This is a genomic window from Shinella kummerowiae, assembly GCF_009827055.1.
GTDB classification, from domain to species: Bacteria; Pseudomonadota; Alphaproteobacteria; order Rhizobiales; family Rhizobiaceae; genus Shinella; species Shinella kummerowiae.
This window is the reverse complement of record NZ_WUMK01000003.1, coordinates 534910-546651: the sequence shown is the minus strand read 5'-3', so window position 1 is coordinate 546651 and position 11742 is coordinate 534910. Positions and strand designations below refer to the sequence as shown.

The following is an 11742-nucleotide window of genomic DNA, read 5'->3' as shown; positions in this document are numbered from 1 at the left end:
GTGATCTCTCGATGGGGCGCAGGACAGGAGCGAACATGGTCAAGGCAGTGAGCAAGAAGACGATGCCGCCGCGCCCCGATCCGGCCGAGGACGAGGAAGATCGCGCCGGCGCGGCGCCATTCCGCTCCTACGCGCTCGACAGGTCCGACAGCCCGCGCTTTCACATCCGGCTGGTGGAGAACACGCAGCGGCTCTACCCTGCCCACAAGCACGACTATTTCCAGATACTCTATTTCCTGTCGGATGCCCCGGCGATCCGGATTGGCTTGACGTCGCACAAGCCAAAAGCAGGCTCGATCTACTTTGTCGCGCCGATGGTGCCGCATCAGATCCGGTTCGACTATGCGACGCGCTGTGTCGTCGCCTATTTCGATCTCGATTTCCTCCGCCCCGGCATCACGCGGTCCTATCCCGTGGCGGAACTGGTGCGCTTGGCGCCGGAACTGACCCTCTTCGCCTGGCAGAACCACGTGAATTTTGATCTCGATGCAGCGCAGGCGACGCGGGTGGAGCGGGCGATCGGCTCGATGATCGACCAGCATCAGTCCGAACGGATCGGGGCGATGGAGATCGTGCGCGCCGAGATGACGCTGATGCTTGCCACCCTCTGCCAGGACTACGAGGCCGACTTCGCCGAACTGTCGCGGACATTGCCGGTGGTCGGCCGCGACAGCGGCCATATGCGCCGCATCGCCGAGTTCATCGGCGAGAACTACACACGCGGCCCGAGCCTCGATGAGGCGGCCGCCGCCGCGCGCCTCTCCAAGAGCAGGCTCTGTGCGCTGATCCGCCAATACACCGGTACGAGCTTCCAGGTTCTGATCCGCGAAATGCGTATCGAGGACGCGCGGGAGCGTCTCTTGCTGACCGACGACACGATCGGCCAGATCGCCTATCGCGTCGGCTACAACGACGAGAAGTATTTCCTGCGGGCGTTCAAGAGTTCGGCGGGAATGACGCCGAGCGCCTACAGGCTGAAGCGGGCCAAGGAGGCCGATGGCGCAGCACCGACCGCAATCCTACCGCGTTGAACCATCCGAACATTGGGAGAGATGAGATGCTCGACAAGACCGACAACACCATGCCGTTGCGCACATTGGGCGTGTTTATCGACGGCGCTTTCGTCGATGATGCCGATGCCACAACCTTCTCGGTCGAGGAGCCGGCAACCGGCCGGACGATCGCGCATGTTACCAATGCGAGAGCGGAAGAGGTCGATCTGGCCGTGAAGAGTGCACGGCGCGCCTTCGCCGACTGGCGTCTGCTTTCGCCGCGCGAGCGTGGCCAGATCATGCGCGAGGTTGCCGCCCATATTCGCAAGCATGTCGACGAACTTGCCGATCTGGAGGCCCGCGAGGTGGGCAAGCCGCGCCGCGATGCACTGCGCTTTGATATTTCATTTAGCCATGCCTGTTTCGACTATTTTGCCGGGCTTGCCGACACGCTGCATGGCGAGATTCTCGACCAGGGGCCGATCGAAGCCCGCGTGGTCCATGAGCCCTACGGTGTCGTCGCCGCTATCCTTCCCTTCAACTGGCCGCCGATCCATTTTTCCAAGAAATGCGCGCCGGCGCTTGCGGCCGGCAACACGGTGGTCATCAAGCCGGGCGAGCAGGCGCCCCTGACGGTTCTGCGCCTGGTGGAAATCGCCAATGAGATCCTGCCGCCCGGCGTGCTCAACGCGGTTTCCGGCATGGCCGCGGGCCCGGCGCTTGCCGGGCACCCGCAGGTCGAGCGGATCAGCTTCACCGGTTCGACGGCAACCGGACGCCGCGTCCTGCAGGCTGCGGCGCAGAACCTGACCTATGCGACACTGGAACTGGGTGGCAAGAATGCGCTGATCGTGATGCCGGACGCCGATCTCGATTCGGCCGTCAGCGTCGCGCTGGAAGGCATGTTCTACAATCAGGGCGAGGCCTGCACGTCTACATCGCGCATCCTCGTGCATGACAGCGTGCATGACGATTTCCTCGAAAAGTTTGCCAGTGCAACGGCCAAGCTGGTCGTCGGCGATGGTCTCGACAAGACCACCGATATCGGTGCGATGGTTGATGCCAAACACCGCGACAAGGTGCTCGCCTATCTCGACATCGCGCTCAAGGAGGGGGCGAGGCTGGTGATGCAGGGCAAGTTGCCGACCGAGGCACGGCTGAGCGGCGGCTACTGGGTGGCACCGACCATCCTGGCCGATGTGACACCCGACATGACCCCGGCGCGCGAGGAAATGTTCGGTCCGATCGCCACGGTCATGCGCTTCTCCACCGAGGAAGAGGCGATCCGCATCGCCAATGACAGCGAGTATGGCCTGACCGCCGCCATCTGCACGCGGGACGAGGCGCATGCCGGAAAGATGGCTGCCAAGCTCGAGGCCGGCATGGTCTTCATCAACAACTACATGCGCCGTGCATTTCTCGGTTCGCCGTTCGGCGGACAGAAGGGCAGCGGCTTCGGACGGGAAAACGCCGCCGAGACGCTGCGCGAATTCACCCGCTCGAAGAATGTCCGGTTCCCATCGGGTAAGGGCGTGATCCCCACCTGGCCGCCCAAGGACTGAGGAGGAACGCACATGCGGTTTCCGGATGTCCTTGGGACCGGCAGGCAGCCGTAGAAGCCGTGCCTATCTCGGGAGGCGGCGGCGCAAGCCGCCGTCTCCCGTCTCACCCTAGGCCCGGGTGGAGTCGAGCTGTTCGTGGTTCTTCTCGACGTCCTGCGCCTTCAGGTAGCTTTCGATCAGAAGCTGGTAGGCCGGGAAGATCTTGGTGTAGATCGTCGCCCATTCCTGGGCGTCGTCGCGGTGCCAGGTCTTCTGCAGTTCGGAGGCGACGGCCGCCGTGTCCATCGGCACAACACCGGCCTGCACGACGCGGGCAAGGGTGATCTCTTGGGCCATCTTGGAATAGGTGCCGGAGGCATCGACCACTGCGAACACCTTGTAGCCGTCGTAGACTGCGCTGATGGCCGGGAAAGCCATGCAGACGCTGGTGATCGTACCAGCGATGATCAGGGTCTTTCGGCCGGTCGCCTTGACGGCAGCCACGAAGTCCGGGTTGTCCCAGGCGTTGATCTCGCCCTTGCGCGCCACGTACTGAGCATGCGGGGCGTTTTGGTGGATTTCCGGGATCAGCGGGCCGTTGGGGCCCTGCGGCACAGAAGCCGTCGTGATGACCGGCATCTTGGACAGCGTCGCCATCCTGGCCAGTGCTGCCGCGTGGTTGCGCAGCACCGGCATCGGCATGTCGGCAACGGTCTGGAACAGGCCGCTCTGGTGGTCGATCAGCAGCATCACTGCGTCATCGGCATCGATAACCGGGCGCTGGCCATTGAAATTGGCAATGTTGGCGGGGGTGCTCATTTCAAAGTCTCCTTGGTTGGTGTTTCAGGCGGAGGGATGGCCGGAACGTTCCGGCCCGATCTGCCCCCGACGGACTGGTCGGGGGCAAAACTTGGCGGTCAGGCGGCGATGATGCCGAACCTGCCGGCGCGGAAGTCTGCGAAGGCTTGGTGCAGTTCTTCCTGCGTGTTCATGACGAAGGGGCCGTGCATGGTGACCGGTTCGCCGAGCGGCTCACCGCCCAGCACCAGCGCCGTTACATCGCTCTCGGCGTCCAGGCTGATGCTGCCTTGACTATCGAACAGCACGAACTGGCCTTCACGGGCGGCCGACGTGCCGTTCACCAGAACGGAGCCGCGCAGCACGACCAGCACGGCGGAATGACCCTCCGGCAGATCGAAAGTGGTCGACTTGCCCTGGTTCAGCTTCAGGTCCCAGAGGTTGATCGGCGAGAACGTGCGGGCAGGGCCCTTGTGGCCTGCAAATTCGCCGGCGATGACGCGGAGATGGCCAGCGTTGTTCGCCAGTGCGACCGAGGGAATGTCGCCAGCGAGCAGCGACTGATAACCGGGCGCAGCATTCTTGTCCTTCGCAGGCAGGTTGACCCAGAGCTGGACCATGTCCAACGTGCCGCCCTGCCGCGTGAAGGCCTGCGAATGGAACTCCTCGTGCAGGATGCCGGCGGCGGCCGTCATCCATTGCACGTCGCCGGGGCCGATGATGCCGCCCGCGCCGGTCGAGTCGCGATGCTCGACTTCGCCCTGATAGACGATGGTGACGGTCTCGAAGCCGCGATGCGGGTGGGCGCCAACGCCGCGTGGCCGGTTGGTCGGGGTGAAGGTCGCCGGACCTGCGTGATCGAGATGCAGGAACGGGCTGACATGCTCGCCGAGCGTCGAATAGGACAGCATCGAGCGGACCGGGAAACCATCGCCCACCCAGTGCTGAGCAGGGCTGCTGAAAATGCCGAGGATCTTTCTCATCGTAGGTGCTCCTTGAGGATCTGCCGTTGGGCGATCCGTTAAGAGCAATATACGGCTGCACCAAAACTGGCAGTAGACGGCAATATCGTGCTACTATGTCCTGAAATCAGGACAATATGAGAGCGAAACCGCCATGCAGGACCTCAACGATTTCCGCTTCTTCGTCGATGTGGTCGAGCAGAACGGCTTTGCGGCGGCTGCCCGCAAGCTCGGCATGCCGCGCTCGCGGCTCAGCCGCCGCATCGGCATGCTGGAGGAGAGCCTCGGCGTCCGCCTCGTGCAGCGTTCCACGCGGCAGTTCACGGTGACGGAGATCGGCCAGGAATTCTATCGCTATTGTCTGGCGATGGTGGTGGAGGCGGAAGCGGCACAGGAGGTGATCGAGCGCATGCGTGCCGAACCGCGCGGCACCGTGAGAATAAGCTGCCCGTCGTCCGTGATCTATTTCCAGATCGGGACGATGGTCGCCCGCTTCATGGCGAAGCATCCCCAGGTCCACGTTCATCTGGAAAGCACCAACCGGCGTGTCGATGTCATCAGGGAGGGCTTCGACATCGCCATCCGCGTGCGCTTCCCTCCGCTGGACGACAGCGACCTCGTGGTCCGCAAGCTTGCCGAGAGCACCCAGCGGCTGGTCGCAAGCCCGGATTTGGTGGAGGGATGTTTTTCACGGCCCATCGTGCCGGCGGACCTGACGGTCATGCCGAGCCTCGCCTGGGGACCGTCGTCCGGCGGGCACGAATGGCGGCTGGACGGGCCGCAGGGCGCGACGGCCATCGTGCCGCACGATCCGCGGCTGGTGACGGAGGACATGGTGGCGCTTCGTCAGGCCGCCCTGTCCGGCATCGGCGTCGGTCAGTTCCCGACCATGGTCGTGCAGGACGATCTTTCGGCCGGCCGCCTCATCGACATCCTGCCGCACTGGGCGCCGCGCGCCGGCATCATCCACGCCGTCTTCCCGTCCCGGCGTGGGCTGCTACCCTCCGTGCGCGCGCTGATGGATTACCTTGCCGCGGAGTACGCGGCTTTGAGCCGGGCCGAGCAGCAAATCCAGGACAGGTGATCAGGGCAGATCGGACAAACCCGCAGGGACGGTTCCGGTTTTCACCGGGCCGACAATGAAGTATCCGGATAGTGTCAGGCCACCGGGAAGAATGGGGATCGATTTGCCAGCTTTGCCACCTGAAACGCCGCCCCACGAGGCGGGTCTGCGCGCGGCCATCAAGGTCGACATCGTGGTGATTGGCGCCGGTCAGGCGGGGTTGTCATCGGCCTATCACCTCATGCGGCTGGGTCTGCGGCCGGGCCGCAATTTCATCGTGCTCGACAAGAATGAGAAGCCGGGCGGCGCCTGGCAGCATCGCTGGCCGTCGCTGACGCTCAGCACCGTCAACCGGGTTCACGACCTGCCCGGCATGGAGTTTGCCGAGGTGGTGCCGGCAGGCGAGACCGAGGCGCGGGCATCGGTCGCGGTGCCGGGCTATTTTGCCGCCTATGAGGAAAAGTTCCGGCTGCCGGTCTATCGGCCGGTCACCGTCAAGGTTGTCTGCAATCGCTTCGAGCGGCTTCGGGTGGAAACGGATCGCGAGGCCTTTTCGGCCGGTGGCATCATCAATGCCACCGGAACGTGGGAGACCCCGCAGGTGCCCGATTATCCTGGCGCCGCGCTGTTTCAGGGGCGGCAGCTGCATTCCCGCGACTACCGGACGGCCGCCGAATTCGCCGGCCAGCACGTCGTCATCGTCGGTAGTGGTATTTCCGCGCTCCAGCATCTCGATGAGATTTCACAGGTGACGACGACAAGCTGGGTCACGCGGCGCGAGCCGCAGTTTCGCGACCGGCCTTTCACGCCGGAGGACGGCCGCGCTGCGGTCGCCATTGTCGAGGACAAGGTGCGGAACGGGCTGGTTCCGGGCTCCGTCGTGTCGGTCACCGGAATTCCCTGGACGCCGGCGCTGCGTGCGGCGGCGGCACGCGGCGCGCTCAAGCGCCTGCCGATGTTCAGCGAGATCACCGCGCATGGCATACGTTGGCCCGATGGCACGGAGCAGAGGGCCGACGTCATCCTGTGGGCGACAGGGTTTCGCAGTTCGCTCGATCATCTTGCGCCCTTGCAACTGCGCGGGGAGAACGGTGGCATCGTCATGGCGGGACGGCTCGCCACCGAAATCGTGAAGGATCCGCGCATCCACCTCGTGGGATACGGGCCGTCCGCCTCCACCATCGGCGCCAACCGCGCCGGCGCCGCGGCCGCCCGGGAGCTTGCCGAGCGTCTCGGCCTGATCTGACGTTCAAAACGTGAGGGGAGGGCCGCAACGAGCGCGCCGCCGGTGGACGAAAGCTAAAGCCGGGTCCAAGGTCGGTGCCGGAGAGGTCCTTGGCTGCCGCCCAAATTATCTTCGAGAAAAGCTTGCGTTTCCCTCCAAGGCGCTTGCCAGATGCAGGCATAGGATGCACGAACCACACTTGGCCATGCTATCGATGCATGGAGATATTCGCAGGCTGCCTCGGTGAGGGATTTGCTGCGCTCGGCCCAGGGGATGCGACGTGCGGTTCATGTTCGGAGACTATGTGCTCGATCCGGAACGCCGGGAGCTGATGCTGCGCGGCCAGGCCGTTGCCTTGGGGCCGCAGGCATTCGACCTCCTGCTGCACCTCATCACGCATCGCGACCGCGTTACCAGCAAGGATGATCTGCTGGAGGCGGTGTGGGGCGGCCGCATCGTCTCGGAATCGACGATCACCAGCCATATCAATGCGGTTCGCAGGGCGATTGGCGACAGCGGCGAGGAGCAGCGCCTTGTGCGCACCGTGGCCCGCAAGGGCTTTCGCTTTGTCGGCGACATCACATCCAGCGAGGCGGAGGAGGGGCGCCAGCCCGAGGGCGTGGGCGACAAAGACGGTTTCAGCGCAACTGTAGGGGTATCGTCTCCGCTCCCCCTTCCCGACAAGCCATCGATTACCGTGCTGCCCTTCCAGAATTTGAGTGGTGACCCGGAGCAGCAATATTTCACCGATGGTGTGGTGGAGGACATCATCACGGCCCTGTCGCGCGTGCGCTGGCTGTTCGTCATCGCGCGCAATTCGAGCTTCACCTACAAGGACCGCATCGTTGACGTAAAGGATGTCGGCCGGGAACTTGGCGTGCGCTATGTGCTGGAAGGCAGCGTGCGCAAATCCGCAAACAGGGTGCGCATCACCGGGCAGCTTCTCGACGCGACGACCGGCGCGCATCTCTGGGCGGAGCGCTTCGAAGGGGCATTCGACGACATTTTCGACCTGCAGGACCGGGTTGCGCAAAGCGTCGTAGGGGCTATCGCGCCGCAGCTCGAAAGAGCGGAGATCGAGCGCGCGAAGCGCAAGCCGACGGAAAGCCTGGACGCCTATGACTACTATCTGCGCGGCGTGGCCAGCCTCCATATCGGAACACGCACCGCCATCGACACGGCGCTCCCGCTGTTTTCCAGGGCGATTGAACGCGACCCCGAATTCGCCTCGGCCTATGGCGGGGCTGCCTGGTGTTACTTCTGGCGAAAACTCAATGGTTGGATGGCCGATCCCGCAAAAGAGGTTGCCGAGGGGATGCGGCTGGCGCGGCTGGCGGTGGAGTTTGGCCGGAACGATGCCGTGGCGTTGACCCGCGGCGGTCACGCGCTCGCCCACCTGACCGGCGATCTCGATGGCGGTATCGCGCTCATCGATCGGGCACGGCTACTCAATCCCAATTTTGCTACCGCCTGGTTCCTCGGCGGCGTCTTGCGCATTTTCCGGGGTGAGACGGACAGCGCGGTTGAAAACCTTACGCATGCTGTGCGCCTCAGCCCGCTGGATCCGGAAATGTTCCGCATACAGGCCGGCATGGCGCTCGCCCACTTCTCCGCCGGGCGCTACGATTCTGCGCTGGCTTCGGCGGAAGATGCGCTGGGCAACCTGCCGAGCCTCCTCGTCACCGTCGCCATCGTGGCGGCAAGCCATGCCCTGGCTGGGCGGCTCGAGGATGCCCAGAAGGCGATGGAACGCCTGCAAGCCCTCGACCCGTCGCTGAGCCTCGCGAACCTGAAGGACTGGCTGCCGATCCGTCGGCCGGAAGACCTTGCCCGTTTTTCCGAGGGCTTGCGTTTGGCGGGACTGCCTGAATGACCTGAGCCTGAGGTTTCAGGTCAAGCAGGTCGTGAGCCGGGCAGCCCCTGGGGCCCCCAGCCAAACGACTTAGAGCGGAGCAATGCCCACTTTGCTTTCTCTCAAGGCCGGGCCTTGATCCCGATTGGCTGCCCTTTGCCGAAGGCGATGCATCGTTGCATGGCATTAAATCGAAATCTCATCGAGCCGTTAACGCATTCATCGTTGACGACAAGAATTTTCGCGATTAAAAATTTTACTCAATAAAAACTTTAAGAGACTCAAAGCTATTGGAGCCCGCGTGGATGTTCGAGTGGAGTGTCGAACGTCGCGCAGCGCATGCGGACTTTGATCTGACGGTTGGAGGCGCATCCATGCAGGGTGCGGAGAGGGAGGAGTGAACGATGTCATCGACAAAAATGCTGGAAGGGGTCGGGCAGAGCCCGGAGTTTGAAGGGGCGGCGCCTGAGGGGGAGGCGCATACGCTCCGGCGGCGCCTCGAGGTTTCGCATGTGGTGTGCCTGGCCATGGCCGATGCCTCGCCGGCAATGGCCGTCCTGCTGCTGACGGCCGGTGTGTTTCAGGTCGGCGGGACGTTCGGCGTTGGAGCGATGCTGATCCTCAGCGTCGTTGTCGTCCTGATTGCGATGTGCCTGGGGGAGCTTGCCTCCACGTATCCGTCGACGGGTGGCTCATATTCGATGGTGCGCAGTGCGCTGCCCGAGCCACTCGCCTGGATTACGCTGTTCAATTTCGTCACGCAGGGCATCGTGATCCCCGCGTCGCTGCTCCTGGGCATCCCGATTTTCCTGAAGAACATGCTTCCGTGGATCACGGTGCCCAACGAGGTGATCGCATTCGTGTTGCTGGCTATCTCCGGCGCCATTGCCATCACCAAGGTCGAGATCGGCGCAAAGGTGAACATCGCCATTCTTTTCGTGCAGCTCATCGTGGTCGGGCTCATCGTCCTGGCGGCCATTGTCGCTCCGGTGCAGAATCCGGTTGAGATCGTGTTCCACCCGGTCGTGCTCGAAAACGGACAACTCGTGCCCCTGACGCTTGGTATTGCATTGGCGACGCTCGCCCCGGCCTTCAACGTGCTGAACGGCTATGATGCCGTGTGCGGCTTCGTCGAGGAGCTCAAGGGCGGCGCGCATGATGTCGGCAAGGCGGTGATCTATGCGGCAATCCTTGCCTCAATCCTCATCACTATCCCGCTCTTCGCCGGGGTCATTGCCGCGCCGGACCTCGTCGCCTTCCTGCAATCGGACGCGCCGATCGTTTCGGCGGTCGAAAGCGCGCTCGGCCCCTGGGCCAGCACGATCGTCAACATCGGCGTCATCGCGGCGCTCTTCAACGCGGCCCTGACGCTGCAGATGTATTTCGCCCGTGGCGTCTTCGCCTCGGCGCGCGACGGCCTCTGGCCACCGGTGATCGGCAACAGGCTTGCTGAGCTGAACCGCTTCCGTTCGCCGGGCTGGGGCGTTGCTGCGCTGCTTGTCCCGTCGGCGTTCCTGATCATGATGTCCAGCCTCGACTGGCTCATCATGTTCGCCGGAACCATGATTGCGACGGTCTATTTCTTCGTCGGAATCGCCGCGTTCTGGAGCCGCATTTCCCAGAAGCGTGTCCCCCGGCCGTTCAAGATGCCGTTCTGGCCGCTGCCGCCCATCATCGTCGTCGGCTTCACCGGCTATGCTCTCGTGACGCAGACCACGGACTTCCTGATCGGCGAGCTGGTCCTGGCGGGTATTGCTGTCGGGCTCTGGGCTCTGTCGAAGCTCTGGCGCAAGGCGGCCTGAGCGGAGGCCGGAGTTAAAGACAAAAACCCGCCGCTGGAATCAGCGGCGGGTTTTCTGTTCGTCGATTTGCCTGGATGTCGAGGACAGGTGCCTCAACATTCCGGGAGATTGACGGCCAGCCCGCCGATCGACGTCTCCTTGTATTTTTCGGCCATGTCCTGCCCGGTCTGGCGCATCGTTTCGATGCAATTGTCGAGCGGCATGAAGTGCTGTCCATCGCCGCGCAGAGCGAGGCTTGCCGCCGATACGGCCTTGATGGCGCCAAGCCCATTGCGCTCGATGCACGGCACCTGGACGAGCCCTGCGACAGGATCGCAAGTCATGCCGAGGTGATGCTCAAGTGCGATTTCGGCTGCGTTCTCGACCTGCTCGTTGGTTCCGCCGAGGGCTGCGCAAAGCCCGGCAGCGGCCATGGCGGCGGCCGAACCGACCTCGGCCTGACAACCGCATTCCGCCCCCGAAATCGAAGCGCGATGTTTGATCAAGCCACCGATCGCGGCCGCGGTCAGCAGGAACTGCCGCGCACCGTCGGTGCTGGCACCGATACAATGATCGCGGTAATAGCGCAGCACGGCCGGCACGACGCCGGCAGCACCATTGGTCGGCGCCGTCACGACGCGCCCTCCCGCCGCATTCTCTTCGTTGACGGCCATCGCATAGACGAGCAGCCAGTCGGTGGCGGCATGCGGCTGCGCCCGGTTGCTTCCCCGTTCGTGCAGCAATTGTTGATGAAGCGCGCGGGCGCGGCGACGGACCGACAGTCCGCCGGGAAGGATCCCGTCCTGCGTAAGGCCCCGGTCGAGGCAGCCGTCCATCGCCGCCTGCAAGCGCTCGAGCCCGGGCTCCAGATCAGCGCCGTGGCGGATGCGCTCGTTCGCCTCCTTCATTGCTGCGATCGACAGGCCGGTGCTTCGTCCCATCCGCAGCATTTCAACGGCGGAAGTGAAAGGATAGGGCACCTCAGCTGCCGCGACGTCCGGTGACGCCGACACGCCGGAAAGCTCGTCTTCGTTGACGACAAAACCGCCGCCGATGGAATACCAGACCTGCCGCAACAGAACGCCGCCGGAAGGACCGAGTGCCGTGAAGGTCATGCCGTTGGCATGGCCCGGCAGGGGCGGCCCATAGTCGAAGAGGAGGTCGTTTTCGGGGTCGAAGGCAACGGGGCCGATGCCGGGCACGGCAATGCTCCGTGTGCCCTGCAACTGCCTTACGAGCGCTTCAGCCTGGTCCGGGTCGAGCGTTTCCGGGAGAAAGCCCAGGAAGCCCAGAAACACCGCCCGATCGGTGGCATGGCCCTTGCCGGTGAAGGCAAGGGACCCGTGTAGGGAGACTGTCAGCCGTGCACAATCCGCCCTTTCCGGGAGGGCGGCGAGCGCCGCGAGGAAACGCGAAGAGGCGACCATCGGTCCCATCGTGTGGGACGAGGACGGGCCGATGCCGATCTTGAAAATATCGAAGACGGAGAGAAACATGGATCGATCCTGACAAAGCGCCCCCGGCGGTG

Annotated in this window: 9 protein-coding genes; 6 read left to right on the top strand and 3 right to left on the bottom strand. The window is 63.9% G+C overall.

The window, feature by feature from the left end; translation table 11 throughout:
* Positions 1-35 precede the first annotated feature (35 nt).
* Both GR138_RS10200 and GR138_RS10195 read left to right on the top strand, forming a co-directional pair.
* Positions 36-1031 carry a helix-turn-helix transcriptional regulator gene (locus GR138_RS10200; RefSeq protein ID WP_160858975.1) on the top strand — a complete coding sequence of 332 codons (996 nt, stop codon included), beginning with the start codon at positions 36-38 and terminating at the stop codon, positions 1029-1031.
* 26 nt (positions 1032-1057) lie between these two features.
* Positions 1058-2554, top strand: a complete 1497-nt coding sequence (locus GR138_RS10195; protein WP_160858973.1) for an aldehyde dehydrogenase family protein — start codon at positions 1058-1060, stop codon at positions 2552-2554.
* Between the two features lie 108 nt (positions 2555-2662).
* Here the strand turns inward: GR138_RS10195 and GR138_RS10190 are convergent, their stop codons facing one another.
* Together GR138_RS10190 and GR138_RS10185 are read right to left on the bottom strand one after the other, a co-directional pair.
* Positions 2663-3352, bottom strand: coding sequence for a hydrolase (locus tag GR138_RS10190; protein ID WP_160858971.1), 690 nt, complete (start codon positions 3350-3352; stop codon positions 2663-2665).
* A gap of 98 nt (positions 3353-3450) precedes the next feature.
* A complete protein-coding gene (locus tag GR138_RS10185) occupies positions 3451-4314 on the bottom strand; it encodes a pirin family protein (RefSeq protein WP_160858969.1) in 864 nt (287 codons plus the stop codon).
* Positions 4315-4447: 133 nt separating this feature from the next.
* On the opposite strand from GR138_RS10185, the gene GR138_RS10180 reads away from it, so the two are divergent.
* From GR138_RS10180 to GR138_RS10165, 4 genes are all read left to right on the top strand, one after another.
* Complete coding sequence (locus tag GR138_RS10180; protein WP_160858967.1) at positions 4448-5377, top strand: LysR family transcriptional regulator; 930 nt, start codon at positions 4448-4450, stop codon at positions 5375-5377.
* 91 nt (positions 5378-5468) lie between these two features.
* Entirely contained in the window at positions 5469-6602 is a 1134-nt protein-coding gene (locus GR138_RS10175) for an NAD(P)-binding domain-containing protein (protein WP_160858965.1), read from the top strand.
* Between the two features lie 259 nt (positions 6603-6861).
* Positions 6862-8454, top strand: coding sequence for a winged helix-turn-helix domain-containing protein (locus GR138_RS10170; protein WP_160858963.1), 1593 nt, complete (start codon positions 6862-6864; stop codon positions 8452-8454).
* A 383-nt stretch (positions 8455-8837) separates the two neighbouring features.
* Positions 8838-10235: an APC family permease gene (locus GR138_RS10165; RefSeq protein WP_160858961.1), complete on the top strand. Its 1398-nt coding sequence runs from the start codon at positions 8838-8840 to the stop codon at positions 10233-10235.
* A 92-nt stretch (positions 10236-10327) separates the two neighbouring features.
* Here the strand turns inward: GR138_RS10165 and GR138_RS10160 are convergent, their stop codons facing one another.
* Complete coding sequence (locus GR138_RS10160) at positions 10328-11710, bottom strand: L-serine ammonia-lyase (protein WP_160858959.1); 1383 nt, start codon at positions 11708-11710, stop codon at positions 10328-10330.
* Between the last annotated feature and the right edge of the window lie 32 nt (positions 11711-11742).

Coding starts and splice junctions, on each gene's coding strand:
- GR138_RS10200 (WP_160858975.1), top strand. CDS start 36: ATGGTCAAGGCAGTGAGCAAGAAGACGATGCCGCCGCGCCCCGATCCG.
- GR138_RS10175 (WP_160858965.1), top strand. CDS start 5,469: ATGGGGATCGATTTGCCAGCTTTGCCACCTGAAACGCCGCCCCACGAG.
- GR138_RS10165 (WP_160858961.1), top strand. CDS start 8,838: ATGTCATCGACAAAAATGCTGGAAGGGGTCGGGCAGAGCCCGGAGTTT.
- GR138_RS10180 (WP_160858967.1), top strand. CDS start 4,448: ATGCAGGACCTCAACGATTTCCGCTTCTTCGTCGATGTGGTCGAGCAG.
- GR138_RS10160 (WP_160858959.1), bottom strand. CDS start 11,710: ATGTTTCTCTCCGTCTTCGATATTTTCAAGATCGGCATCGGCCCGTCC.
- GR138_RS10195 (WP_160858973.1), top strand. CDS start 1,058: ATGCTCGACAAGACCGACAACACCATGCCGTTGCGCACATTGGGCGTG.
- GR138_RS10185 (WP_160858969.1), bottom strand. CDS start 4,314: ATGAGAAAGATCCTCGGCATTTTCAGCAGCCCTGCTCAGCACTGGGTG.
- GR138_RS10190 (WP_160858971.1), bottom strand. CDS start 3,352: ATGAGCACCCCCGCCAACATTGCCAATTTCAATGGCCAGCGCCCGGTT.